This window comes from Tenacibaculum sp. AHE14PA, assembly GCF_019278465.1.
In the GTDB taxonomy this organism is placed as follows: domain Bacteria; phylum Bacteroidota; class Bacteroidia; order Flavobacteriales; family Flavobacteriaceae; genus Polaribacter; species Polaribacter bernardetii.
Window position 1 is genome coordinate 1979849 of record NZ_CP058983.1, and the last position, 26014, is coordinate 2005862.

Genomic DNA, 26014 nt, shown 5'->3' on the forward strand with positions numbered 1-26014 from the left:
ATACTTCTTTATTTGGAGTTTTAAAATTTTTAGAACGTATGTTTAAAAAGATATTAATTGCCAATAGAGGTGAAATTGCGCTACGCGTAATTAGAACCTGTAAAGAAATGGGAATAAAAACAGTGGCTGTATACTCTAAAGCAGATACTGAAAGTTTACACGTAAGGTTTGCTGATGAAGCTGTTTGTATTGGACCAGCTGCAAGTAGTGAATCTTATTTAAAAATGGATCGTATTATTGCTGCTGCAGAAATTACAAATGCAGATGCAATTCATCCTGGTTATGGTTTCTTATCAGAGAATGCTAAATTCTCTAAATTATGTCAAGAACACGACATAAAATTTATTGGAGCGTCACCTGATATGATTGACCGTATGGGAGATAAAGCAAATGCTAAATCTACCATGATTTCTGCTGGTGTACCTTGTGTACCAGGTAGTGAAGGGGTTATCGAAACTTTTGAAGATTGTGAAAAAACAGCTATAGAAACTGGTTATCCTGTTATGTTAAAAGCATCTGCAGGTGGTGGTGGAAAAGGAATGCGTGCTGTATGGAAAGAAGAAGATTTAAAAGACGCGTGGGATTCTGCTCGTCAAGAATCTAAAGCTGCCTTTGGTAATGATGATATGTATATGGAGAAGCTAATTGAAGAGCCTCGTCATATCGAAATTCAAATTATTGGAGATTCTTACGGTAAAGCATGTCATTTATCAGAAAGAGATTGTTCAGTTCAACGTCGTCACCAAAAATTAACAGAAGAAACACCTTCTCCGTTTATGACGGATGAATTACGTACTAGAATGGGAGATGCTGCTGTAAAAGCTGCTGAATTTATTAAGTATGAAGGAGCAGGAACTGTTGAGTTTTTAGTAGATAAACACCGTAATTTCTTCTTTATGGAGATGAATACGCGTATTCAGGTAGAACACCCTATTACTGAAGAAGTAGTGGATTACGATTTAATTCGTGAACAAATTTTAGTAGCAGCAGGTGTACCTATTTCAGGTAAAAATTATTTACCTCAATTACACTCTATCGAATGTAGAATTAACGCTGAAGACCCTTATAATGGCTTTAGACCTTCACCAGGTAAAATTACATCTTACCACGCACCAGGAGGCCACGGAGTTCGTATAGATACGCATGTATATGCAGGTTATATGATTCCGCCTAATTACGATTCTATGATTTCTAAGCTAATTGTTACTGCACAAACACGTGAAGAAGCAATTAATAAAATGAAACGTGCATTAGATGAATATATTATTGAAGGAATAAAAACAACAATTCCTTTTCATAGGCAATTAATGGATCACCCTGATTATATTGCTGGTAACTATACCACGAAATTCATGGAAGATTTTGAAATGAAATAATATTGAATTAAAAAACCTAATATGTTTTAAAGCATATTAGGTTTTTTTATTTCTAACAATATTAGTAGTATAATTAGTTACTTTTCGAAACTTGATTTTTCTGGTAATATACTATCAAATGCATCACTTATATCTTGCATAACTTTATTATAGTTTCTAATATGTATGTTATCGTTTAAGCAAACTAGTTTATACGACTGTTCTCTTACAGCTTTTATTGCTTTCTTTGACTTAATTAGCAATGGAAACATTTTAGTGTCTTGATAGGTGTTGTAAGGCACAAAATTAGAACTGCATATTTGCCATGTTTTAAATAATTCAGGAGTATAATCATCATTACTTCTAAACCTGTGCTTAGACATTTCTGTAAGCTCTTCATTGCAATGCTTCCAAACATCTACAAAAGTAGATTTTAAAAAAGGTTGCGCGTTGTGAGGCGTGCGAAGTGTTATAAATTCATTATAATATTTTAATAATTTGGTTAACCTTCCTCTTTTACCGTAAGAGGGATGATACCATTTATCATGATCTCTTTTAAAAACTTCCTTCTTATCAAAATGCTTGTTAATAAGCCGTATATTATTTTTAAGCATTTTTTCGAATTGAGAAATACCTGTGTTTTTCCTAAAAGTAGCTATATCTTTAGGTAATCCGTTTTCAAAAAATCTATTTTCAGAAACATTATTTATAATGAAAAAATCATCATTAAAATACACAAATTTCTCAGACAAGTCTGGTATTTTGTGCATATATATCTCTATTAAATTAGAGTTGAAAACAGGCAAAAATTCGCTTGGAATATAATCTGAATGATTTACTAAATTTATTTTCGGATGATTTTCATCAAGCCAATCTGGTTTTTGACCACTTGTAACAAAATGAATTTTTCGAACCCAAGGAGCGAATTTTTCAATACCCCGAAACCAATATTTTAAGAACCCATGATCACGAAAACGCGCCTCTGAAAGTTCATTTACAGAATTGTCTATTTTGTTAGAATACTTTGAAAACTCTTTAATCCATTTAGGATCATCCATATCAACCCAAGTAACAACAAAATCTATTCCCATCTCTTATATATAAAATTAAACGAATCCTTTTAAGCTTCAAAAGTAAGTTATTTTCAATATAAATATAGTGAAATTACTTAAGAATTAAAGGATATCTATTAATTCAATATCATTAGAATATGGTGAAAAATTAGATTCTGAATAAATATATATAACCTACTGATTTACTAGATTTAGGTAGTGTTACAATTGTTACAAATAATGAGGAATTTTCGAGTACTTTTACCATACTTAAAAACAACCGTATTTTAAGAAATAAATTAGGAAGCACAAACCAAAAATATATAGCAAAAAACGTTGGTGCAACTAAAATTATAATAGATTATATAAAAAAAACTTTATAATGGATATCATATTACAGCCTTGGCCTTGGTACATATCTGGCCCATTGATCGCCTTTGTACTTTTCTTGTTTTTTTACTTCGGAAAAAACTTTGGTGTATCTACAAACCTAGAAACAATGTGTACTATTGCAGGTGCCGGTAAAGTTTCTGATTATTTTAAAAAAGATTGGAAAGAACGCGATTGGGCGCTTGTATTCTTAGCGGGATTAATTATCGGTGGGTTTATAACCATTAATTATTTATCAGCAACAAACACTATTGATTTAAACCCTAAAACTGTACAAGAACTAGCTGAGTTAGGTTTTGCCAATGCAGGTAATTATTTCGTGCCAAATGAAATTTTTAGCTTAGAAAACATGCTTACTCTTAAAGGGTTTTCTATTTTACTAATTGCAGGAATTTTTATTGGTTTCGGAACCAGATACGCAGGCGGATGTACTTCTGGACACGCAATTACTGGTTTAAGTAGTTTACAATTACCATCATTAATTGCGGTAATTGGCTTTTTTATAGGTGGTTTAGTAATGACTTGGATAATATTTCCTTTAATTTTCGGATAAGATGAAAAATATAAAATTTTTAGTATTAGGTATTTTCTTCGGAATTATCATGACAAAATCTGAAGCTATTTCGTGGTATAGAATATACGAAATGTTTAAATTTCAATCGTTTCACATGTATGGTATTATAGGATCGGCGGTAGTAATTTCTATGGTATTAATGCATTTCTTTAAAAACGGAAAAATTAAAGATTACTTAGGAAATCAAATAAACATTAAAGAAAAGAAAAAAGGCTTTATAAGAACACTTGTTGGTGGAACCATTTTCGGATTAGGATGGGCTCTTGCAGGTGCATGCCCCGCACCTATTTTTGTTTTAATTGGCCATGGTATATTACCAATAATTATTGTTTTACTTGGCGCTATGTTAGGTGCTTTTATTTACGGATTATTAAGTAAAAAATTACCTAATTAATTCTGCAATAAAATAGTTTCTAATAAGTTTGAATTCGTATTATCAACCACTTTCCAATTATAAATTTTAGAGAGTTGGTATATTTTAGACAGCTCTTCAAATAGACGTTTCTTAGCGTCTTTTTGAAGGTCTGAAACAGTGATAGTCGCTTTTATCTTTTCGATAGCTCTACCATTAAGCATATTTAATTCTGATCTCGAAAAGGCATTGAATTGACTTTGTTGTAAATCGAAATATTTAATATCTGGCGAAATTAAAACTTCTTCTTTAGGAATTTTATTAATAATTATTTGTTTACCTATACTGTCTATTTGTATTTCTAATTTAGATAAATCATAACCAACCTCAACCTTGGCACTAACCGATAGTATCGCTTTTTTTTCGAAAGAAAGGTAATTGTATAAATACTTCTTGGTGTCAGAAAAACTATACATTTCAGAAAAAACACCTTCCGAAACTACTAATTTACTTAAATTTTGTATGCCACTTAAAACTACTTTTATTTCTTCTTTTTGATGCTTCTCTTCTTTCTTTTCATACCATAACTTGGCAATCAAAAAACCCAATAAAAAAACAGCAATGTATTTAAGAAGACGCATAATTTTCTTTTTTCATAAATATAGAAAAAAGTATATTAAACGAAAGATTTGTAGCGTTTTAATTTAGGCAGTAGTTTCTTCTTCTTTCGGAAAAGCCTCTTTATTAAATATAAACAACAACACAACGCCAATAGTTATCCAAGAATCGGCACCGTTAAAAATTGCATTAAAGAAAGTAAAACTTTCTCCTTCATACATCGGAAAATATAGCATATCTACAACTTTTCCATAAAACAAATCGCCGTAAGGTTTGTCTGAAAATAATGTTGCTACATTATGATACGAGCTATCAAAAATTACTCCGTAAAAAACTGAATCTATAATATTACCTATTGCACCTGCTAAAACCAAACCAATAGCGATAACAACACCTGTATGAGCCTGCCTTTTAATAGTTTGCCATAACCAGTAGATAATACCAGAAACCGCAACAACTCTAAACAATGTTAAAAATAATTTACCTGCTCTACCTCCAAACTCAAAACCCCAAGCCATACCATTATTTTCAGTAAAATGGATTTTAAACCAATCACCAAAAACTACTACCTCTTCGCCTAATTGAAAATGAGTTTTAACATATATTTTACTAATTTGATCAATTAAAATTGCCAAAACTACAGTAAGTATTGCGATATTTTTTTTAGACATTTTATAAATTTAACAGCAGCTAAAATAAGAAAAGTATTCGTTTTTATTCTGTTATTAAGATAACATTAGCGTTAATAGAACGCACATTGAGTTTACGAATAGCTTTTGGATTACTTTTAGAATAAAATTGCTTGTTATAGTTATTTTTATTTACATGAATTTCTCCATTATTCGTTTCTATATTTATAGCAGTGGCTTTTTTTATCCTACCGTAAACGTTACCTGAAAACAATTTAACAGCAGTATTTCCCTTTATTTCGTTTAGCTTCACGTTTCCGTTGTCTATGTAAATTTTTAAATCCCCTTTATAATCCTTAGAAGTAATATCAATTGTTTTTCCGTAGATATTTACGGTTTTATGATTCGGAATTTTAATTATAGTAGTAGCTCTTTGCAGTCGTTGCGTAATATACTTTCTAAAAACAGGTTCCTTAAATATATTAAAATTAAGCTTAAAACTTACTTTTAAAACGCCACTTTGTTCGTTTATAAAAATGGTATGCGTATTCGGGTTTTCATCTAACAAAACAACTTCTATCTGATTGCTTAATGAATTCTCTATAGTTACATCATCCAGTCCATCCGTAATTATTTCTATTTCTTCTGATTGAAAAGTGCTTTTTTTAAGTAATTTTTCTTGTGCGAAGAAAGTTAAATTGGCGAACAAGAAAATAATTACACAAAAAGGTCTAAAGCAAAAGAAACCTCTAAAAAGAGGTTTCCTATTATTGTTATAATTATACAAAACGTTATTGTTTACGTTTCGCCTCAATACTTAATGTAGCATGAGGAACTAATTTTAAACGTTCTTTCTGAATTAATTTACCCGTAACTCTACAAATTCCATATGTTTTATTTTCGATACGAACTAGTGCGTTTTTTAAATCTCGTATAAATTTCTCTTGACGAATAGCTAATTGCGTATTTGCTTCTTTTGCCATCGTATCTGAACCGTCATCAAACGATTTAAATGATGGTGAAGTATCATCCGTACCGTTATCTGAACCATTTTTGTAAGAAGATTGAATTAGTTTTAAATCTTCTTCTGAATGTTGTATTTTCTTTAATATGATTTCTTTAAACTCTTGTAAATCACTATCCGAAAATTTCATTTTAACCTCGTCCATAATGTTATGCTTTTTCTATTAACATTTTACTTTTTATGGTATCAAACTCAATTTCTATACCATCTTTTAAGTCATCAACAAATAATAGCTCATTTGTTAATGTTTCTGCTTTTATATAATTTTCATTTGCAGTTACAGATTCTTGTAAATCATTAGATTTTAAAATGGTTAATTTTATTTTATCTGTTACTTCTAAACCGGTTTCTTTACGTGCATTCTGAATTCTATTTATCAATTCTCTTGCAACACCTTCTTTACGTAAATCTTCGTTTATTGTAACATCTAAAGCAACGGTTAAACCCTCTGCATTTGCTACTAACCAACCTTCAATATCTTTCGATAAAATCTCTACATCTGCGGTTTCTAAATTAATCATTTTATCATTAATCTCAACAGAAATAGTTCCTTCTTTTTCTATTTTTATGATATCTTCTTGCGTAAATTTCTGTATCTCATTCGCAATCAACTTCATATCTTTACCAAACTTTGGCCCTAAAGCTTTAAAGTTTGGTTTTATTTGTTTTACTAAAATACCTGAAGCATCATCTAACAACTCTATTTCTTTAACATTTACTTCTGATTTTATTAAATCAGCAACTGCTAAAATTTCTTCTTTTTGAGTCGCATCTAAAACCGGAATCATGATTTTTTGTAATGGCTGACGTACTTTTATCTTTTCTTTAGCTCTTAACGATAAAACTAATGAAGATATTGTTTGCGCATTTTCCATTTTACGCTCTAAAGACTTATCAATTAAATTAGCATCGTATTTTGGAAATTCTGCTAAGTGCACACTTTCAAATCCTTCGATATTCGTTGTGCTAATTAAATCTTTATATAACTTATCCATAAAAAATGGTGCTACTGGCGATGCTAATTTAGCAACCGTTAACATACAAGTATATAAGGTTTGATATGCTGATATTTTATCTTGTGCATATTCTCCTTTCCAAAAACGTCTTCTACATAAACGCACATACCAGTTACTTAAATGGTCTTGCACAAAATCAGAGATTGCTCTCGTTGCTTTTGTTGGTTCATATTCTGCATAAAAAACATCTACTTTCTGAACCAAAGTATTTAATTCTGATAAAATCCAACGATCAATTTCTGGTCTTTCGGTTAAAGGAACCTCAGCTTCGCTATAATTGAAATTATCTAAGTTTGCGTACAAACTAAAGAATGAATAAGTGTTGTAAAGTGTTCCGAAAAACTTTCTACTAACCTCTGTTATTCCGTCTAAATCGAACTTTAAATTATCCCAAGGATTTGCGTTCGATATCATGTACCAACGCGTAGCATCTGGCCCATACTTATCTAACGTAGTAAACGGATCTACTCCATTTCCTAAACGCTTCGACATTTTTTGTCCGTTTTTATCTAACACCAATCCATTAGAAACAACGTTTTTATAGGCTTTATCATCAAAAACCATGGTTGCAATAGCATGCAATGTATAAAACCAACCACGAGTTTGATCTACACCTTCGGCAATAAAATCGGCTGTTTTCCAACCTTCTTCTACTAATTCTTTATTTTCAAACGGATAATGCCATTGTGCATATGGCATAGAACCCGAATCGAACCAAACATCAATTAAATCTGCTTCACGTTTCATCGGTTCTCCTGATGCTGATACTAATGTAATTTTATCAACTACATTTTTATGTAAATCAACCGTATCGTAATTTTCGTCTGACATATCTCCTGATACGAAATCAGCAAAAATATCTTCAGCCATTACACCAGCTTTTACAGCTAATGCCATTTCTTCTTTTAACTCAGCTACAGAACCCATTACTTTGATTTCCTTACCATCTTCGGTTCTCCAAACTGGTAATGGAATTCCCCAAAAACGAGAACGAGATAAGTTCCAATCATTGGCATTTTTTAACCAATTTCCGAAACGACCCGTACCTGTTGATTCAGGTTTCCAATTAATTTCTTCGTTTAAAGAGTGCATACGTTCTTTAACGTCTGTTACTTTTATAAACCAAGAATCTAATGGGTAATATAAAATAGGCTTATCTGTTCTCCAACAATGCGGATAACTGTGCACATATTTCTCTACCTTAAAGGCTTTATTTTCTTCTTTTAATTTAATTGCAATCTGAACATCTGCTGATCTTTCTGGCGCTTCACCATCAGCATAATATTCATTCTTTACATACATTCCTGCAAACTCACCCATTTCTTTGGTGAATTTACCTTGTAAATCTACTAAAGGTACTAAATTATCATTTTCGTCTTTTACCAACATTGGCGGTATACCTGCATCTTTACAAACCAACGCATCATCTGCTCCGAAAGTTGGTGCTGTGTGTACAATTCCTGTTCCGTCTTCCGTAGTAACAAAATCTCCAGGAATTACTCTAAAAGCTTCTTCTGGGTTTTCGTATGGTAATGCGTACGGTAATAATTGCTCGTATTTAACACCTACTAAATCGGCTCCTTTACATTCGGCAACTACCAAATAAGGAATTTGTTTATCATTTGCTTTATAAGAAGCTAAATCAGCTTCATTTTCAACCGCTTTAAACTTTTTTCCTGCAAACTGTTTACCCAATAAAGCTTTTCCTAAAAGAACTTGTGTAGGTTCGAATGTATATTGATTGAATGTTTTTACCAACACATACTCAATTTTTGGCCCTACTGTTAAAGCTGTATTACTTGGTAGCGTCCAAGGAGTTGTTGTCCATGCTAAAATATGAACATCACTTCCGTTTTGTAAAACATTTGGTAAGGTTTTAGTAATTGCTTTAAATTGTGCAACTACCGTTGTATCTGTAACATCTTGATATGCTCCTGGCTGATTTACTTCGTGAGAACTTAAACCAGTACCTGCTTTTGGTGAATAAGGCTGAACTGTATATCCCTTATACATCAAATCTTTGTTATAGATTTGTTTTAACAACCACCAAACGGTTTCCATATATTTTGGTTTATAAGTAACATACGGATCTTCCATATCTACCCAATACCCCATTTTTTCGGTAAGTGTATTCCAAATATCAGTATACTTCATTACTGCTTTTTTACAAGCAATATTGTATTCTTCTATCGTAATCTTCGTTCCGATATCTTCTTTGGTAATTCCTAATTCTTTTTCTACCCCTAACTCAACAGGTAAACCATGGGTATCCCAACCAGCTTTACGCTTTACTTGAAATCCTTTTAAGGTTTTGTAACGGCAAAAAATATCTTTAATCGTACGTCCCATTGCGTGGTGAATACCCGGTAAACCATTTGCTGAAGGTGGTCCTTCAAAAAAGATAAACGGTTTGTTATCATCACGGGTAGTTATACTTTTTTCAAAAATGTTGTTTTCTTTCCAATAATTAAGGATTTCATCAGCAACATTTGGCAAGTTAAGCCCTTTGTATTCAGTAAACTTCGTACTCATTTTGTAATTGTATTAATTGAATTCGCGAAATTACGTATTTTCTTGTAATTGTAGTAGTTGACACTTAAAAAAAGCCTATTAATATAGGGTTTAAAATTTAGCGCAATCCTTTTAAGAAATTCCTCTTTCATTTTTAATTTGTTCGTAGGCTGCCTGAATTTTTTGAAATTTTTCATTTGCCCCTTCTTTATGTTCTTCTCCTAAGCCTTCTAACTTATCTGGATGGTATTTTTTAGCCATTTTTCTATAAGCCTTTTTCAACTCATCATTAGTCGCTTCTTTAGTTATTTCTAAAATCTTGTAAGCACTATCTGTTTCATCATAAAACATTGCTTTTATTGATGAATAATCATGATCGTTAATATACAAATAACTTCCTATCTTTCTTATTTCTTCTTCTTCGGATGCTGTTACTTGTCCGTCTGCTTTAGCAATTCCGAATAAAAAGTGCAATAATTGTAAACGTGAAGAATGCGACATGTGTTGACGGATTTGCATACACACCTGACGCGTTGATATTTTCCTTTTAATAATTCCGTTAAACAATTTAAACGCATGATTTGCACGTTCTTTTCCGTACATTTTTACGAAATGCATGCGCACATAATCTAACTCTCGCTTATCAACTTTACCATCTGCTTTAATAACAACAGATGCTAAAATTAGCAATGTAATTTCAAAATCACCAGACGTCGCCCTTCCTCTTTGTTGTGGTTTAGATTGTTTTTGGTATTCTTGTTGTTCCTGCATAAAGTCTTCAACAGATACACCATCAATAAAACTACCTACAGCAAATCCTATAATCGCTCCTATCGGACCACCCATTGTAAATCCTGCTCCGGCTCCAAGCCACTTTGCAAACTTTCCCATTCTTAAATTTTAAAGATGTAAATATACTATTAACTACTTACAAAAAAGCCGATTTGTTTAGGCTTGACTCTTGCTTTTAAATAAAGTATCTTTGCTTAAATTATTTAATAAAAAATTATGTACCCAGAAGAATTAGTAAAACCGATGCGTGACCAATTAATCGATGCTGGTTTTGACGCTTTATATACTGCCGAAGATGTTGATACAGCTTTAGCAAAAAAAGGAACAACTTTAGTAATGGTAAACTCTGTTTGTGGTTGTGCAGCAGGTACTGCAAGACCAGGAGCAATTGCTTCTTTAGGAGCTGATAAAACTCCTACTAACTTAACAACTGTTTTTGCAGGTGTAGAAAAAGAATCTACTGCTAGAGCAAGAGAACTTATGGTTCCTTTTCCTCCGTCATCTCCTGCAATTGCCTTGTTTAAAGATGGTAACTTAGTACACATGTTAGAGCGTCACCATATCGAAGGACACTCAGCACAAGCTATTGCTCAGAACTTAGCAGGTGCTTATGATGAATTTTGTGAATAATAATTCGCACTAGAGTCAATAAAAAAATCCAGCAAATTTGCTGGATTTTTTTGTTATACTTTTTTTATTACGCTGGTAACAATTCCCCAAATAACAAAATTATTCTCTGCTGTTATTTTAATTATTGGGTAATTCGGATTTTCGGGTTGTAACCAAACCTCATCTTTTTCTACTCTTAATCGCTTTACAGTAAACTCGCCATCTAAAAAGCAGACTGCTATTTTATTATTTTCTGGCGCTATACTTCTATCAATTACCAATAAATCATTATCATCTAATCCGGCACCAATCATAGATTGGCCACTAACTTTTGCAAAAAAAGTAGCTTCTTTATTTCGTATCAACTCTTCATCTAACGAAATACGCGTTTCTCTAAAATCATCCGCAGGAGAAGGAAATCCAGCAGAAATACCAATATCCTTAAAAATTGTACCTGCTGTTTTACCCATTTCTTTAGGTGAAAAAAAAGTTAATGTTTCTGATGTGTTCATAAATTTATTTTACCGTAATAATATCGTTAATATTTGTGGTGTATTTTGGCGACAATCGCTCTTGGCGCATTTTCCAAGTTCGTTGTAAATCTTGATTTGCTAATTTAACCTTATCTGACTTAAAAGTCTGATTTATTTTATCAATAGCTTGCATTAGTGGTTTATGCTTCGGATTTTCAGTTTCAAACATATTTATTTGATAATTATCTGAAGGCACTAATCCTGTTACAATAACTCCTGCTCGCTTATACTTTACGCCTTTTTTAAAAATAGTTTTTACGGCTTCTACCGCACTTTTACTGATAGTTAAAGTGGAATCTGTTGGATATGAAAAAACAACCGTTCTACTTGCACGATGTTGTTCGCTATCTTTTTTATGACGATCGCTGTGCAACACAACCATAACCATGTGGCAACTTGAATTTTGTTTTCGTAATTTCTCGGCACAACTTGTTGCAAACGTAGAAATTCGTTCTTTTATATTATCAATGTCCGAAAAAGTATACTCGAAACTTCGGGTGGTCGCAATTGCTTTTTTGGTAACCGGTTCATCTAATATTATTTTAGAAATACCTTCTAAATCTTTTTTCAATTTCCAAACCGTAACTGATAAGTTTTTGCGTACCCAATTATCATCTAACTGTGTAAAATCATAGGCTTTTATACAACCTTTTGCTTGTAGTTTTTTTGCTAAGCGACTTCCTATTCCCCAAACGTTTTCTATCGCCGTCCATTTTAACGCTTTTATCCTTTTTTCATCAGAATCTATTACATACACTCCCTTTGTTTCCTTCGGATATTTACGCGCAATCTTATTCGCTATTTTAGTTAGTGCTTTGGTTGGTGCAATACCTACACAGGTCGGAATACCCGTCCATTGTAAAACTCTACTTCTAATTTGCGTTCCGTATTCTTGTAGATTATAATTCTCAAAACCTTTAAACTGCAAAAAAGCTTCATCGATAGAATATACTTCGATATCTGGAGAAAACTGCTCGAGTGTTTTCATAACCCGCGCACTCATATCTCCGTATAACGGATAATTAGACGATAATACGGTAATATTATTATTCTTACAAAACTGATTCCATTTAAAAATTGGCGCACCAAACGGAAGTTGTAATTTTTTAGCTTCGTCGCTCATCGCAATTACACAGCCATCGTTATTACTTAAAACAGCAACTGGTTTTCCTTTCAGATTCGGATTAAAAACCCGTTCGCAAGAGGCATAAAAATTATTACAATCTACAAGTGCATACATGTTTGTAAAAGTAATACATCTGTGGTTTTAGTCTTCTACAAATTCTAAAATATCTGCTGGTTGACATTCTAAAGCTTTACAAATTGCTTCTAAAGTTGAAAACCGAATTGCCTTAGCTTTTCCTGATTTTAAGATGGATAAATTTGCCGTAGTAATTCCCACAATTTCTGCCAAATCCTTACTTTTCATCTTGCGTTTAGCAAGCATTACATCTAAGTTTACAATTATTGGCATACTTATATTGTTAAATCGTTTTCATCTTGCAACTCATTTCCTTTAACTAAAATAAAAGAAATAAACTGAATAAATAATGCTACTAAAAATATAGGTAAACGCTTACTTATTGTTACTCCTATAATATGCCCGAACTCATAGCCTGAGTTAGAAGGAGAATTACCTGGTGTTAAACTATATGACGAATCGGAAATTAACACACCTAATATAATATCTAAACTTGCAATTACGATTCCGTAAATAATTAATCCTTTTCCTATTGCTCTAAGTTTTTTACTGTTTTCTTCTGTAAACACTTTTGCTTTTGAAAAATTAAAAATTACGTGTCTAAAATCAACTAATAGCAGCACCATATAAGTTATTAAACCTAAAGAAATAACCGCTAAAATATTATAAACAGTATCAGACCAATTTTCGGGTATTTGCATATTGAATAATAACAATCGTTCACTATCATTATTAAAAAAATAATACAGCACTTTATGTAATCTTTTTACAAAATCTAAAAATGCGCTTATTACTAATAAGGTACAAAAAACCTTTAAAATATTTAATGTCGTTTTCATAATTTATATGGTTAGGTCGTTTTCTTGTTTCATGTTTTTAGATACTTTAAAAATTTCTGAAAGCACCACAAAAAACAACCCGAAGCAAATACATAAATAATGTGCGCTAATTCCGAAATCAAAACTTATTCTAGATTCAATAACTAGTTTTAACCCAACTTCACTTATAATCATTAATAAACCTGCTATCATTAAAATATTTCCTGCTGATTTTAAGTTTGCAATTACTTTTTCTGTAAAAATTCGAGCGCAAACAAATTCATTTAACACCAATCTGAATTTATAAACTGTGTAATAAATCAACAGATAAGAAAGTAAAAAATAGCAAGAAAAACTTTGTGTAGTATCGTTACACTTTCGGCGATATCTATCTTTAAAAAATCACTTGTAATATTTTCTGACAGTATAAAAACCGCTGGAATTCCTAAAATTAAAAAAGGAACTACGCAACTTCTGCTAATAAAAAGAAAGTCAACCAAGCTTTTTAGAATGTATAATTTTCTCATAATTTATATTGTTAAATCGTTTTCTGATTGAATTTCAATTCCTCTTTTCACAATTTGTGCAAAAATGAAAATGATTCCTGCTAAAAAGATAAAATCACTCGAAAATAAGTCCATCGTAAAATCATAGCGTTTTGCTAAAAACTGAACATGTGTATTGTGTATTATTGCTAAAATCCATAAGCCAAAAATGGTATAACTAATTCTGTTCATCAACATTAAAACCGCTACGTTAAAAGGGTTTTGTAAATTTAAACTACTCAATAATTTAATCACTAAAAACGCGATGTAAGCTTCGGTTGCAAACAACAATACTTTATAACTTACAATAAGCGTGTATTGCCAAAAACTATAATTGTAGTATTCGTTTAAGTTTAGTCCTTCAAATAAATTTCTTGACACCTCAGGAGTACCAATACTTAAAAAGTATAAAAACAGCATAGTTCCGGCTTTTATCAATAAGCCGATAAATACTGCCCAAGAAATAAATTTCATCGCTTTTAATAATTGATTTGTTTTCATTTTATATTTTTTTGATTCTATATCCGTTTTAATAATTTAGATTACGTCAACCTGAACTTGTTTCAGGTTCACATCAAAACTACAGTTTACTATAAGAATGTGATTCTGAAATAAATTCAGAATGACGGATTAACATTTAGTCCTAAATTCATTTACACTGCAAATATAATAAAATTATCGAAAAACAATAATTTATTGTTTTTTATTGATAATTAAACTTTTCTTATTTTTGCCGTATGATTAAGAAATTAAAGATTGACGGAATTGATAAAATCATTATCAAACGATTGGTTGCAGATGCTCGTACGCCTATTTTAAGCATTGCTCGTGAAGTAGGAATTTCAGGAGCTGCAATTCATCAACGTTTACGAAAACTAGAAGCTTCCGATTTAATCGACGGTTATAAAATGGTGCTAAATCCTAAAGCTTTAGGTTATAACACAACTGCTTTTGTAGGTGTTTTTTTAGATTCATCTAGCATGTATTCATCAGCAATAAAACGTTTAAAAGAAATTCCTGAAATTGTTGAAAGCCACTATACAACTGGTAACTATGCTATTTTTATTAAAATACTATGTAAAAACAACGAAGATTTAATGCATTTGTTAAATAAAGATATTCAGAACATAAAAGGGGTTTCAAGAACAGAAACTTTTATATCTTTAGACCAACAAATAGACCGACAAATAAAAATTTAAAAACCCCGAATGAACGAATTTATTTTCTACTTTAAAATGGGCTTATTTCATGTACTTGATATTAGAGCTTACGATCATATTTTATTTTTAATAGTACTTGCCGTTGTATACTTATTTAAACAATGGACAAAAGTATTATGGCTTATCACATTATTTACCATTGGGCATTCTATAACCTTAGCTTTATCGGCTTACGGAATTTTAAATGTGAATAGTAATTTGGTGGAGTTTTTAATTCCGTTAACCATTTTTATAACCGGTTTAATGAACGTATTAACCGCTAAAAAAGCATCTGTAGGAAAAGAAAATCAGAATTTATTTTTTGCCCTTTTCTTCGGATTAATTCACGGGCTCGGTTTCTCGAATTACTTTAAAATAATGATAGGTAAAACTTCCGATAAACTTGTACCTTTATTAGAGTTCGCAATTGGTGTAGAAGCTGCACAGATTATTATCGTTTTAATCATTTTATTGATAGGAACCTTAGCGCAATCTATATTTGGTGTAAATCGTCGCGATTGGATTTTAATTATCTCATCAATCGTTATTGGTTTTGCTTTTCAAATGATGGTAAACCGCGTTTTTTGGTAAAAGTTTAACCATACACCTTTTTTAATCTACCTATATTAGCACTTCACACAACTTTAATTTTGAGCAAAAAACAATTAAAATACGACAAAGCCTATTTAAAAATGGCGCAAGAATGGGGTAAATTATCGCATTGTAAACGTAAACAAGTAGGTGCCATAATTGTTAAAGATCGTATGATAATTTCTGACGGATACAACGGTACGCCATCAGGATTTGAAAATTATTGTGAAGACGAAGAAGGCTATACAAAATGGTATGTTTTACATGCCGAAGCCAATGCTATTTTAAAAGTTGCTGCCTCTACACAATCATGCAAAGGAGCTACTTTATACATTACACTTTCTCCTTGCCAACAATGCAGCAAATTAATACACCAAGCAGGTATAAAACGTGTTGTATATGCTGAAGCTTACAAAGATTCTTCTGGAGTCGATTTTTTAGAAAAAGCAGGTGTTGATTTAACCAATTTACCTTATGAACAAGAATAACCTCCCTATATATTTTTCAATCGCCGTAGTTTTCGGTATTCTTATCGGAACTTTTTTTAGCAACGGAAGCTCAACTAATTTTATTGGCAAAAGCTCATCCAGCGAAAAAAAGATAAAACGACTCATTGATTATATTCAGAGTGATTATGTTGATAATGTAAATACTGATGAATTACTAGACGGAGCAATTACCGAAATGCTAGGCAAGTTAGATCCGCATTCAGTATATATTCCAAAAGAAAATCTACAGCTAATTACCGAAAACATGCAAGGTAATTTTGTAGGAATCGGTGTGCAATTTCGTGTAATTGGCGATACTATTACCGTTATTTCACCAATTAAAGGAGGACCAAGTATTAAAGAAGGTGTTAAAGCTGGTGACAGGATTTTAATGGCAAATAAAGATACTTTGTATGGTAAAAACCTACAAACTCCTCAAATAATGAAAGCCCTAAAAGGCAAACCAAATACGAAAGTAGACGTTCAGATTTATAGAAAAACAACTGATAGTATTTTTAATGTAACCATAAACAGAGGCAAAGTAAATATTAAAAGTGTTGATATTGCCTACATGCTAAACGACAGTGTTGGCTACATAAAGTTAAACCGTTTTGCACGTAATTCTTACCGAGAATTTAAAACATCTTTAGATGCTCTTAAAGAAACCGGAATGACCGATTTAGTACTCGATCTTCGTGGAAATGGTGGTGGATTTATTGATATTGCTAATAGTATTGTTGATGAGTTTTTAGAAGATGATAAATTAATCGTTTTCACAAAAAATAATAAAGGAGACATTAATGAATCTTTTGCTACCAATAAAGGTGATTTTGAAAAAGGTGGTTTGTATGTTTTAATTGATGAAAACTCTGCTTCGGCTTCAGAAATTGTTGCGGGTGCTTTACAAGACAACGATAAAGGAATTATCATCGGGCGTCGTTCTTTTGGTAAAGGATTAGTGCAACAAGAAATGGATTTAGGTGATGGTTCTGCTGTTCGTTTAACAACGGCTCGCTATTACACTCCAACTGGTAGATCTATTCAGAAACCATACACAAAAGAAGCACCTTCTTCTATTTATGCAAACGATTTAGAGAATAGGTATTCTAACGGTGAATTATTTAACAGAGATAGTATAAAAACTATTGATAGCTTAAAATTTACAACTCCGAAAGGTAAAATAGTATTTGGTGGAGGCGGAATAATTCCCGATCATTTTGTTGCTGTTGACACCTCTACTTATGTTCCTACCATATTTTTTAGACCTTTAAATAATTTCGCATTTACCTACGTAGATACAAATCGCAAAAAGCTAGAGAACACAACTGTTAGCGATTTTATTGATAATTTTGACACAAATAATGAAGTGTCTAATGAATTTTTAGCCAAACTTAAAAGCTATCGACTTTCTGAAAAAACAAAAAATCAACTTAAAAGAAACTTAAAAACATTAATTGCTCGCGAACTTTTTAGCGACGAAGGTTTATATAAGGTAAACGAGATAGATGACAAAATGCTTCAAAAAGTATTTGAATTAGAAAAAGAGAATTAAACTTCTTTTTCTACTCTTTTATTTTGATAAACAGCCGTAATTGTTAAATTCTCAGGAAAAGATTTTATTTGCACAAATTTATCTCCTATTTTCACAAAACCAGTTTGTATTATTTTAAAATAAAGACCTGGAAAATTTTGTTTCCAAAATTGTTTTACCATTTTCATATCATTAAATCGAACGCCTAATTTTAAACAAGGCAAGCGTGGTTTTGTTACCTCTAAAATAGTTTCACCAACCTTAAAGATATCGCCTACATGAAGTTTCGATTCATCTAAATCATCAATCGTTAGGTTCTCGCCAAACATTCCTAATTGCCAATCTAAATTTGGGTGTATTGTTTTCCAATACTCATAATGCTTTAAAGAATATGCGTAGACCGCCTGATCGATTCCACCATGGTTTTCTCTATCGCATACAGTATCGCCAACAACGTCTTCTATATCTAAAAAAATAGGTGCAGTTACTGGGTATTTAAAAATCCCTGTAGTAATGATTTCTCCTTTCCAATTAACTTCCTTTTTATCGCCGATATTTGTAGATACAATTTTCATTTAATGTCATTTTTATTTAAAAAAAGCTTTTCTCCCCTCAAAACACTCATACCTTTTTATCACACGTTACGCCCCTATTTAAACCCACTAAAGAATTATGTTTCAAACAAATAACTATAACTAATTATATTTACATCAGTTAAGATATAATAAGGGGATTATTTTAACTGACTAATTAAGAATACACGTAGGGGTGACATTCTTAATAAAAACGTTCAAAAAAAGGAGCTTTAAGATATAATCCATAAAGGGGAGATTATATTTTACACCTCCTTTTTTTTATTTCTCTACTATTATTTAAACAAAAACGTTTATATCATTTCTATACACGCTTATACTTAAATAGTATTCATTTAAAGATTTACTTTACAAAAAAACTTAATAGAAGTATACTTTTGAAATAGTTAAAAGCGGTAATTAACATAACTAATTTCGGGGAGAAATACATTGTGTTTTTTACTGCTTTCTTATCTAAAAATAGTATTATTCTTTATAAACTGATTCTTGAAGCGTTCACTAAATAATATTTTGTGATTATTTTGTAAAACCAATAAATTATCTTCAAAATAAATCTCTTTAATCTTTGCTGTGTTCACCAAATAGTTTCTGTGAGTTTGCGCAAAATCGATATCACCAAGTAATTCTTTAATTTTGGTTAACGATAATTTTATTAGATAATCATCTTCATCACAAACCAGTTTACAGTATTTTTCTTTTACTTCTATATAAATAATAGATTGTATATCAACCTTCATAATACTTCGTTTCTTTTTTACGAATAAAAAAGACGGACTTATAATCGCATTTTTATCATTTAAACTAATACTACTTGACTGTTCATGAAACTTCTCTAGAGCTAACTCCAATGAATATAACAACTCTAATTTGTTAAATGGTTTTAATAAATAGGTATATGGCTTAGTAAGTTTAGCTTCATCAAACACTAATTTACTTTGCATACTTGTTAAAAATAAAAAAGGGGCTTCTATACCTTGCTTATTCAAGCGATGTCCTAACGAAATTCCTTCCGGTTTTCCGTCAATCATAATATCAAGAAGAATAACGTCAAAAAACCTGTTTTTTATTTCTTTTTCAGCTTCAGTAGCATTTTTAACATGAATAACTTCGTAATTATTATCTTCTAAAAAATCAATAATCTCTGTAGCCTCCTCATCTAAATCTTCTAAAAGTAGTAACCGTAAATTAGTCATCAGTTTTTATGTTTAAAGTATTCGCTTACGAAGATACTTATTCTGATGCTAAATTTTCACTAAAAATAATACTTCGTTCCGCTCACAATAACTAGCGTCAGCTCATTACGAGGAAGAATTACAAAGCAATCTTAATATTTAGAACTCCCAAAATACAGATTGCTTCGTGCCTCGCAATGACGGATGGTTCATCTTAAATGACGAAATAATTCAAAAAAGGTGTGAAAAAATACTAATGATTTTTTCACCACGTGTATTACAATAAAATTAAACTAAAGGCAACAATATAATCGCTGTGGTACTTGCTCCCTCTTTACTCTTAAAGAATAACGTTCCGTTATTTTTCTTAATTAGTGTTTGACATAAAAGCAAACCTAATCCGATTCCTTTAGAACGATCTATCTTATCGATAGATAAATCTTTTAACGCATTAATTTTTTGAAGTTTTTCTTCAGATATTCCAATACCTGAATCTTTAATTTCAATACATGCATGAGTTGCTGAATGTTTCTCCGTTTTCACAGAAATACCCCCAGAACCATCCATATATTTTATTGAATTGTCAATTAAATTCCGAATTACTATTTTCAATGATTCTTTGTCTGTCAAAACAACAATATCACTTTCTAAATTACTAGAAATTAAAATATCTTTCGCTTCTGCTAAATCTTCATAATCGAACAACACATGCTCTATAACAGGTTGTAACACATGTTCTTCTTCAGAGAAATTCAACATATTACTTTGTTCTAACGACCAATGCAATACATTATTTAATAGATGACTCGTACTTTCGGTAACTGCAATAGCCGATTTCGTAGCTTCCTTAATTGCAGGCAAATCGTTATTAACAATATGTTTCGCTAGTTTTTGATGCTGCCTTTTTATACTATTTATAGGCGAACGTAAATCGTGTGATACCACTGAAAATAAATAATTCTTAGTATTATTAGCTACATTTAAAGCCTCTTTCTGTTGGGTAATAAGCCTATTTTTACTTTGTAATTTCCTATAAAAAAAAGCCAGCCCTCCCAAGAACACTAACAGGCCAGAAGCTCCTAAAAGCAACCCTTTTTGAACTACTTTCTGACGTTTTATTTGCTCATCTTGCACTGCTATTTCTTGTTGTTTTTGTGCAACTGCTATTTTTTTATCTTTCTCGGTAAGCTCCCAAATTCGATCTCTACTCCAAATAGAATCTTTCCATTTACCATATTCTATATAATAATCGACACTCTCTTTAAAGCGTTTTCTATTCTTTTCTACTACAGCCATATTCTTGGCTGCATATTGTTTTAATTCAATATTTGAAAAGGATTTTGCTAAACTATATGCCTCTTTAAATAAAGGAATAGCATCATCATCTAAATATTGATTGTAATATACATTTGCTAACTCGGTCTTAGCTCTCACTATAGCCAATGTATCAATAGCCGAGATTAATGAAATTTCTTTTTTAAAATATTCTTTAGCTTTTTTATATTTTTTTTTATGAATATAACATAAACCTAAATTATGATATGCTGCTATTTTTAAATCTAAAGTTTCATTTATAGAATTCTTATTCCATGTTTTATAATGAAATATCGCTTTATCGTATTCTTTTAAACTAAGGTAAATTCTTCCTAACTTTTGTTGTTTTAAATTTTCATATCTTTTATCAGAAACAAGCAACATATTCCCTAACGCCTTCTTATATAGTGACTTTTCTATTGCACTAACACCTTGTATATAATTTAAAATATTCTTTTCATCTTTTGAATGAAAACTCAAAAAAGCTTTGCTACTGTACGAATAACATGAGTCATATTTCTTTTCTCTATAATATTTATATGCTTTAACAAAAGCCTTATTTTCTGTTAAACTAGATATTTCCTTTCCTTTTTTATATAAGGCATCCAAATCGTTAGTTTTTATTTCTTGTGAAAAACTAACGATTCTTATTAAAAAAAAACAAAAAAGTAAAAATCTATTGACCTCCATTCGCTGGTATAGTTACAGTACCTCTATCAGTTTCTGGATCTTCATCTTCATCTCTTACTAAAATTGCATCCGCAGAAGTTCCATCATTAATTTGATAGGTAAACTGCACATAATATAAATCATATTCGGTAGTTTCTTCTGTGCAATTAAATTCTACACAAAAATCTCTACAATCTATAGTTCCAGTAGTCCCATCTTTCTTTAAGATAGATGTAGCTGTAATACCATAATAATTTAAATAAATGATATCCCCTTTTAATTGCAAACCATTTGTATTTGTTAATGGATTTAATGTATTACTTGGTAAGTAAGCTAATATTGTCATCATGTATGGTGTATCGTTACCACCTTCAACATCTGAAATATTTACTAATGGTCCTGATGGCTTATTTGCAGCAGGAATATTCGTATCAAATTCTAAAAATTGAACTAAGTTTAATGTTACCCCGTTAGTTGTTGTACTCATTTTATTTTTTGTTTGGTTAGGGTTTAAATCTACAACAAAAAATAATAGAATAAAGTTTTCTTTATTAAATTTAATAAAAATACAAACGTCATTACGAGGAAGAATGACGAAGTAATCTCTTTGCAGAGCAGAAATAACATTAGGCAAATTACTTCGTACCTCGTAATGACAAATAACACGTCATTACGAGAAGAAACGACCAAGTTATCTATTTCTAGCCTTAGAAATAACCTTAGACAGATTGCTTCGCTTCGTTCACAATAACGTTTAAATTAAAAACTCTTTTAAAACATCAGCAATTTTACGATTATCGGATAATTGCGGAATTTTATTCTGTCCTCCAAATTTCCCTATCGATTTCATGTATTCATGAAATCCGCCTTTCTTAACCTTTCTAATAATTAACGGTTGTAATATTTTACCAGAGATTAAATCGAAATAATATACATTTTGGCTTTGCATAGAAGCATCTATTTTAGCCGCTAATTCTTTTAGGTTATCAGGTTCATTTTCAAACTCAATAAACCATTCGTGATATGGCAATCCGCTTTCCGGATTTACTTGTGGTGCAACTGTAAACTCACTTATATTTACATTAGTTCCTACAATTGCATCGTTTAATGCTGTTTCTACTTCTTTACCAATTACATGTTCGCCAAAGGCAGAAATAAAATGCTTTATACGACCGGTTACTTTAATCCTATATGGTTTTAAAGAGGTAAACTCAACAGTATCGCCAATATTATATCCCCAAAGACCTGCAGATGTATTTAAAATAATGGCATAATTAACACCTAATTTTACATCCTTTAAAGAAATACGTGTTGGATTTTCATCAAAAAACTCAGTTGCCGGTATAAACTCATAAAAAATACCCGAGTTTAACTGTAATAACATTCCCTTTTCAGTTTGTGAATCTTGATAAGCTATAAAACCTTCGGATGCTGGATACAGTTCTATATAATCAATCTTTTTTCCGATTAAAGCTTCAAATTTATTTTTATAAGGCTCGAAATTTACACCACCATATACGAAGAAATTAAAATTCGGAAACAACTCTGATATCGTTTTTCCTGTTTTATCAATTAATTTCTCAAAATACATTTGTACCCAAGACGGAATTCCGCTAATTACAGACATGTCTTCATTTATTGTTTCTTCAACAACTTTATCAACCTTCGTATCCCAATCTTCAATACAATTAGTTTCCCAACTTGGCAGGCGGTTTTTTAATAAATAATTAGGTACATAATGCGCTGCAATTCCGCTTAAGCGACCTAATTTTATACCGTTCATATCTTCTAAAACCGGACTTCCTTGTAAGAAAATCATCTTTCCGTTTACAAAACTAGCATCGTTTTTTTCTGCTGCATAAAACAACAAAGCATTTCGTGCAGCTTTAATATGCGTTGGCATAGATTCTTTTGTAATAGGAATGTATTTAGCACCAGATGTTGTTCCTGAAGTTTTAGCAAAATACAACGGTTTTCCTTTCCATAATATATTTTCCTCTCCAGCAACCATTCTATCTACATAAGTACGCAACCCTTCATAATCGTTTATTGGAATGCGTTTTTTAAAATCTTCATAATTATTGATAGAAATAAAATCATGATCTTGACCAAAGGCTGTTTTACAACCTTCTGTTACCAAGTACTGAAAAACTTTTTCTTGCGTTTCATGAGGTTTATTGGCCCATTTATAAACTTGCCTTCGTACTTGTTTTGCAAAAGGAATTGCTAGGATAGATTTGATACTCATCTTAATTTTTTAATATTTTAGGTTCAATAAATTCAATTATCTACATTAAAAATAATCGCTTAACCTCCTCTATTTTTACTATTGAAAATCTACATAATCTGTTGGATCAACAGGAAACCCGTTGTTCCATAATTCGAAGTGTAAATGCGGACCTGTTGTTAACTCTCCCGTGGAACCAACACTTGCAATTGCCTCTCCTGATTCTACAATATCACCTTGTTGCTTTAACAATGTTCCGTTATGCTTGTATACTGATATAAAATTATTAGGATGTTGTATGGTTATTACATAACCTGTTTCAGCTGTCCATTCTGCTAAAATTACAGTTCCGTCTGCAATTGCCTTTACAGGAATACCTGTTTGGGCAACAATATCTATTGCGTAATGTTTATCATCCATACTAAAGCTTTGTGAAACGCTACCTGTTAATGGAGAGAAAAACACAACTTTGGCTCTTCCTATACCACCTTCTAACAAAGGAAATCGATCTTTACTATCAACTTTTGCTCTAAATAAAGAATCTTGTTTTGTGGCTTCTAACTTACTCTCATCAATTACAAAACTCTGAGCATCTGTTCTTATCGAATCGATTTTTTCAGGAGCTATTTCACCCGTTAAAACAGGTCTTAATGCTTCGGTATAACGCTCTATAATTGCTAGTCTTGTTTTTAAAGAATCTGCTTCATAGATTAATCTAGTTGCTTTCTTTTTTAACGCTGTAGATGAATAACCCGGTATGTATTCTCGTAAACCTGTAAAGGCTATTAATAATGATGTTAATACAATAAGTAATACAGAAAACAAACCTCCGAAAACAAACACATTTAATCGCGATAATTTTAATGAAAACTTTTCTTGAAAAGTGTTTTCATTTAAAATTACCAATCGGTATTTATCAATAAGTTTTTGTTTAAGCTTTCGCTTATTTTGAATTTTAGCCACCTTAATACTAATTTGAGATTCAAATATACAACGAAAAAATTTCGAAACTATTTTTTATAGAAATTCATCTCATCAATATAAGTCCAAACATTTGCAGACAACAACGGCTGTATGTTTTTTTGATTTTTTACTCCTTTTCTAATCATAGTAGATGATATTTGTACGATTGGAGCTGCTACTCTATTAATTTTAGCGTGTTCTTTAAATTGATTGTCAACGATTCCTTCTGATATTCGCGGATACACATAAATATTATAGTCTTCTAAAATAGCTTCGAAGTTTCGCCATTTATGAAAACTTTTTAAATTGTCTTCACCCATAATTAAATTGAAATTATAATCTGGATGTTTTTCTGAAATATGCGCTAATGTATTTATAGTATAATTCGGTTGTGGTAAATTAAACTCAATATCAGATGGTTTAATCTTCGGATATTCTTTCGTTGCCAAATACACCATTTCTAACCGGTGGTGATTATCTAACAAAGAACTTTTCTTTTTAAACGGATTATGAGGTGTAACAATCATCCATATTTCGTCCAAATCCGAATTTTCAACCATATGATTTGCAATAATCAAATGCCCTATATGAACAGGATTAAAAGTTCCGAAATACAATCCGATATTTTTCATACCTTTTTAAAAACGTTTTTTGAAAAATTGCTTAACTTAATTCTAAGAAATTACTTACTAAATCTTCAGCTTCTTTTAAAGCAACTTCTAATTCGTAATTTTTTATAATTTTATCAAACTGAGGTGCTGTTGCCAACTCTACAGATGCTTTAGCAATACGCATGTTAATTTTATCTTCACTTTCGGTACTTCTTTTCTTCAAGCGAATTTTAAGTTCATCAACACTAGGTGGCTTTACAAAAACAGCTAATGTTTCTTCTGGAAATTTATGCTTTATACGCAAACCGCCAACTACATCAATATCAAAAATAACGTGTTTATTTAAAGCCCAAATACGCTCTACTTCTGTTTTTAAAGTTCCGTAGAAGTTGTCTCTATATACTTCTTCCCACTCTAAAAACTCATCTGCTTTAATTTTATCTTTAAAATCTCTTGTAGATATAAAATAGTAATCTTCACCATCAACCTCAAAACCTCTTGCCTCTCTTGATGTTGCTGATATAGAGAATTCCAAATTAAATTTTTGCTCTTTTAGTAAATGACGAACAATAGTTGTTTTCCCTGATCCTGAAGGTGCTGAAAACACAAATAATTTTCCTTTAAAATCTTTAGACAT

28 protein-coding genes and 1 pseudogene are annotated in these 26014 nt (G+C 31.2%); 8 read left to right on the forward strand and 21 right to left on the reverse strand.

Annotated elements, in window-relative coordinates:
* Positions 1-38: 38 nt before the first annotated feature.
* Positions 39-1376 carry an acetyl-CoA carboxylase biotin carboxylase subunit gene (accC, locus tag H0I30_RS09150; RefSeq protein WP_218771560.1) on the forward strand — a complete coding sequence of 446 codons (1338 nt, stop codon included), beginning with the start codon at positions 39-41 and terminating at the stop codon, positions 1374-1376.
* A gap of 77 nt (positions 1377-1453) precedes the next feature.
* On the opposite strand, the gene H0I30_RS09155 is transcribed toward accC, so the two are convergent.
* Positions 1454-2446 carry a Stealth CR1 domain-containing protein gene (locus H0I30_RS09155; protein ID WP_218771561.1) on the reverse strand — a complete coding sequence of 331 codons (993 nt, stop codon included), beginning with the start codon at positions 2444-2446 and terminating at the stop codon, positions 1454-1456.
* 343 nt (positions 2447-2789) lie between these two features.
* Between H0I30_RS09155 and H0I30_RS09160 the strand changes: the two genes are divergently transcribed.
* Both H0I30_RS09160 and H0I30_RS09165 read left to right on the forward strand, forming a co-directional pair.
* Complete coding sequence (locus H0I30_RS09160) at positions 2790-3350, forward strand: YeeE/YedE family protein (protein ID WP_218771562.1); 561 nt, start codon at positions 2790-2792, stop codon at positions 3348-3350.
* A 1-nt stretch (position 3351) separates the two neighbouring features.
* Positions 3352-3765: a YeeE/YedE family protein gene (locus H0I30_RS09165; protein ID WP_218771563.1), complete on the forward strand. Its 414-nt coding sequence runs from the start codon at positions 3352-3354 to the stop codon at positions 3763-3765.
* Here the strand turns inward: H0I30_RS09165 and H0I30_RS09170 are convergent.
* From H0I30_RS09170 to H0I30_RS09195, 6 genes are all read right to left on the reverse strand, one after another.
* On the reverse strand, positions 3762-4364 hold the full coding sequence (locus tag H0I30_RS09170; RefSeq protein WP_218771564.1) for a DUF4230 domain-containing protein: 603 nt from the start codon (positions 4362-4364) through the stop codon (positions 3762-3764). The two genes, H0I30_RS09165 and H0I30_RS09170, sit on opposite strands and share 4 nt — an antisense overlap.
* A gap of 63 nt (positions 4365-4427) precedes the next feature.
* Positions 4428-5012 (reverse strand): lipoprotein signal peptidase, encoded by a 585-nt coding sequence (locus tag H0I30_RS09175; RefSeq protein ID WP_218771565.1) that lies wholly within the window; start codon positions 5010-5012, stop codon positions 4428-4430.
* A gap of 43 nt (positions 5013-5055) precedes the next feature.
* Entirely contained in the window at positions 5056-5679 is a 624-nt protein-coding gene (locus tag H0I30_RS09180; protein ID WP_218771566.1) for a hypothetical protein, read from the reverse strand.
* 82 nt (positions 5680-5761) lie between these two features.
* On the reverse strand, positions 5762-6139 hold the full coding sequence (locus H0I30_RS09185; protein ID WP_218771567.1) for a TraR/DksA C4-type zinc finger protein: 378 nt from the start codon (positions 6137-6139) through the stop codon (positions 5762-5764).
* A gap of 4 nt (positions 6140-6143) precedes the next feature.
* The gene (ileS, locus tag H0I30_RS09190) at positions 6144-9542 is read right to left on the reverse strand and encodes an isoleucine--tRNA ligase (protein ID WP_218771568.1); all 3399 of its coding nucleotides are present in this window, start codon (positions 9540-9542) and stop codon (positions 6144-6146) included.
* 111 nt (positions 9543-9653) lie between these two features.
* Positions 9654-10412 (reverse strand): TerB family tellurite resistance protein, encoded by a 759-nt coding sequence (locus H0I30_RS09195; protein ID WP_218771569.1) that lies wholly within the window; start codon positions 10410-10412, stop codon positions 9654-9656.
* Between the two features lie 117 nt (positions 10413-10529).
* On the opposite strand from H0I30_RS09195, the gene H0I30_RS09200 reads away from it, so the two are divergent.
* The gene (locus H0I30_RS09200) at positions 10530-10943 is read left to right on the forward strand and encodes a BrxA/BrxB family bacilliredoxin (protein WP_218771570.1); all 414 of its coding nucleotides are present in this window, start codon (positions 10530-10532) and stop codon (positions 10941-10943) included.
* 53 nt (positions 10944-10996) lie between these two features.
* Here the strand turns inward: H0I30_RS09200 and H0I30_RS09205 are convergent, their stop codons facing one another.
* The 6 genes and pseudogenes from H0I30_RS09205 to H0I30_RS09230 all read right to left on the reverse strand — a co-directional run bounded on the left by H0I30_RS09205 (position 10997) and on the right by H0I30_RS09230 (position 14520).
* A complete protein-coding gene (locus H0I30_RS09205) occupies positions 10997-11434 on the reverse strand; it encodes a LexA family transcriptional regulator (protein ID WP_218771571.1) in 438 nt (145 codons plus the stop codon).
* A 4-nt stretch (positions 11435-11438) separates the two neighbouring features.
* Positions 11439-12695 carry a Y-family DNA polymerase gene (locus H0I30_RS09210; protein ID WP_218771572.1) on the reverse strand — a complete coding sequence of 419 codons (1257 nt, stop codon included), beginning with the start codon at positions 12693-12695 and terminating at the stop codon, positions 11439-11441.
* A 27-nt stretch (positions 12696-12722) separates the two neighbouring features.
* Entirely contained in the window at positions 12723-12929 is a 207-nt protein-coding gene (locus H0I30_RS09215; protein ID WP_218771573.1) for a helix-turn-helix transcriptional regulator, read from the reverse strand.
* 2 nt (positions 12930-12931) lie between these two features.
* Complete coding sequence (locus tag H0I30_RS09220; protein ID WP_218771574.1) at positions 12932-13495, reverse strand: DUF2975 domain-containing protein; 564 nt, start codon at positions 13493-13495, stop codon at positions 12932-12934.
* Positions 13496-13498: 3 nt separating this feature from the next.
* Positions 13499-13810: pseudogene (locus H0I30_RS09225) on the reverse strand (DUF2975 domain-containing protein); the annotation flags it as partial.
* A gap of 194 nt (positions 13811-14004) precedes the next feature.
* On the reverse strand, positions 14005-14520 hold the full coding sequence (locus H0I30_RS09230) for a DUF2975 domain-containing protein (protein ID WP_218771576.1): 516 nt from the start codon (positions 14518-14520) through the stop codon (positions 14005-14007).
* A gap of 236 nt (positions 14521-14756) precedes the next feature.
* Here H0I30_RS09230 and H0I30_RS09235 point away from each other — a divergent pair, with 236 nt between their 5' ends.
* Genes H0I30_RS09235 through H0I30_RS09250 form a run of 4 tightly spaced genes read left to right on the forward strand, consistent with a single transcriptional unit; the run spans position 14757 to position 17849 of the window.
* A complete protein-coding gene (locus H0I30_RS09235) occupies positions 14757-15218 on the forward strand; it encodes an Lrp/AsnC ligand binding domain-containing protein (protein ID WP_218771577.1) in 462 nt (153 codons plus the stop codon).
* A 9-nt stretch (positions 15219-15227) separates the two neighbouring features.
* A complete protein-coding gene (locus H0I30_RS09240) occupies positions 15228-15809 on the forward strand; it encodes a HupE/UreJ family protein (protein WP_218771578.1) in 582 nt (193 codons plus the stop codon).
* A gap of 56 nt (positions 15810-15865) precedes the next feature.
* Entirely contained in the window at positions 15866-16297 is a 432-nt protein-coding gene (locus H0I30_RS09245; protein ID WP_218773508.1) for a dCMP deaminase family protein, read from the forward strand.
* The gene (locus tag H0I30_RS09250; RefSeq protein ID WP_218771579.1) at positions 16284-17849 is read left to right on the forward strand and encodes a S41 family peptidase; all 1566 of its coding nucleotides are present in this window, start codon (positions 16284-16286) and stop codon (positions 17847-17849) included. Before H0I30_RS09245 ends, H0I30_RS09250 begins: the two co-directional genes overlap by 14 nt.
* Here H0I30_RS09250 and H0I30_RS09255 read toward each other — a convergent pair.
* The 8 genes from H0I30_RS09255 to gmk form a co-directional block, all read right to left on the reverse strand.
* Positions 17846-18403 carry an MOSC domain-containing protein gene (locus H0I30_RS09255; RefSeq protein WP_218771580.1) on the reverse strand — a complete coding sequence of 186 codons (558 nt, stop codon included), beginning with the start codon at positions 18401-18403 and terminating at the stop codon, positions 17846-17848. The two genes, H0I30_RS09250 and H0I30_RS09255, sit on opposite strands and share 4 nt — an antisense overlap.
* 467 nt (positions 18404-18870) lie before the next feature.
* Positions 18871-19614: a LytTR family DNA-binding domain-containing protein gene (locus H0I30_RS09260; protein WP_218771581.1), complete on the reverse strand. Its 744-nt coding sequence runs from the start codon at positions 19612-19614 to the stop codon at positions 18871-18873.
* A 267-nt stretch (positions 19615-19881) separates the two neighbouring features.
* The gene (locus H0I30_RS09265) at positions 19882-21516 is read right to left on the reverse strand and encodes a sensor histidine kinase KdpD (protein WP_218771582.1); all 1635 of its coding nucleotides are present in this window, start codon (positions 21514-21516) and stop codon (positions 19882-19884) included.
* Positions 21517-21583: 67 nt separating this feature from the next.
* Complete coding sequence (locus H0I30_RS09270; protein WP_218771583.1) at positions 21584-22063, reverse strand: hypothetical protein; 480 nt, start codon at positions 22061-22063, stop codon at positions 21584-21586.
* A 267-nt stretch (positions 22064-22330) separates the two neighbouring features.
* Entirely contained in the window at positions 22331-23824 is a 1494-nt protein-coding gene (locus tag H0I30_RS09275; RefSeq protein WP_218771584.1) for a GH3 auxin-responsive promoter family protein, read from the reverse strand.
* 78 nt (positions 23825-23902) lie between these two features.
* Positions 23903-24766 (reverse strand): M23 family metallopeptidase, encoded by an 864-nt coding sequence (locus tag H0I30_RS09280; protein WP_218771585.1) that lies wholly within the window; start codon positions 24764-24766, stop codon positions 23903-23905.
* Positions 24767-24813: 47 nt separating this feature from the next.
* Complete coding sequence (gene nadD / locus H0I30_RS09285; RefSeq protein WP_218771586.1) at positions 24814-25398, reverse strand: nicotinate (nicotinamide) nucleotide adenylyltransferase; 585 nt, start codon at positions 25396-25398, stop codon at positions 24814-24816.
* A gap of 31 nt (positions 25399-25429) precedes the next feature.
* Positions 25430-26014, reverse strand: a complete 585-nt coding sequence (gene gmk / locus H0I30_RS09290) for a guanylate kinase (protein ID WP_218771587.1) — start codon at positions 26012-26014, stop codon at positions 25430-25432.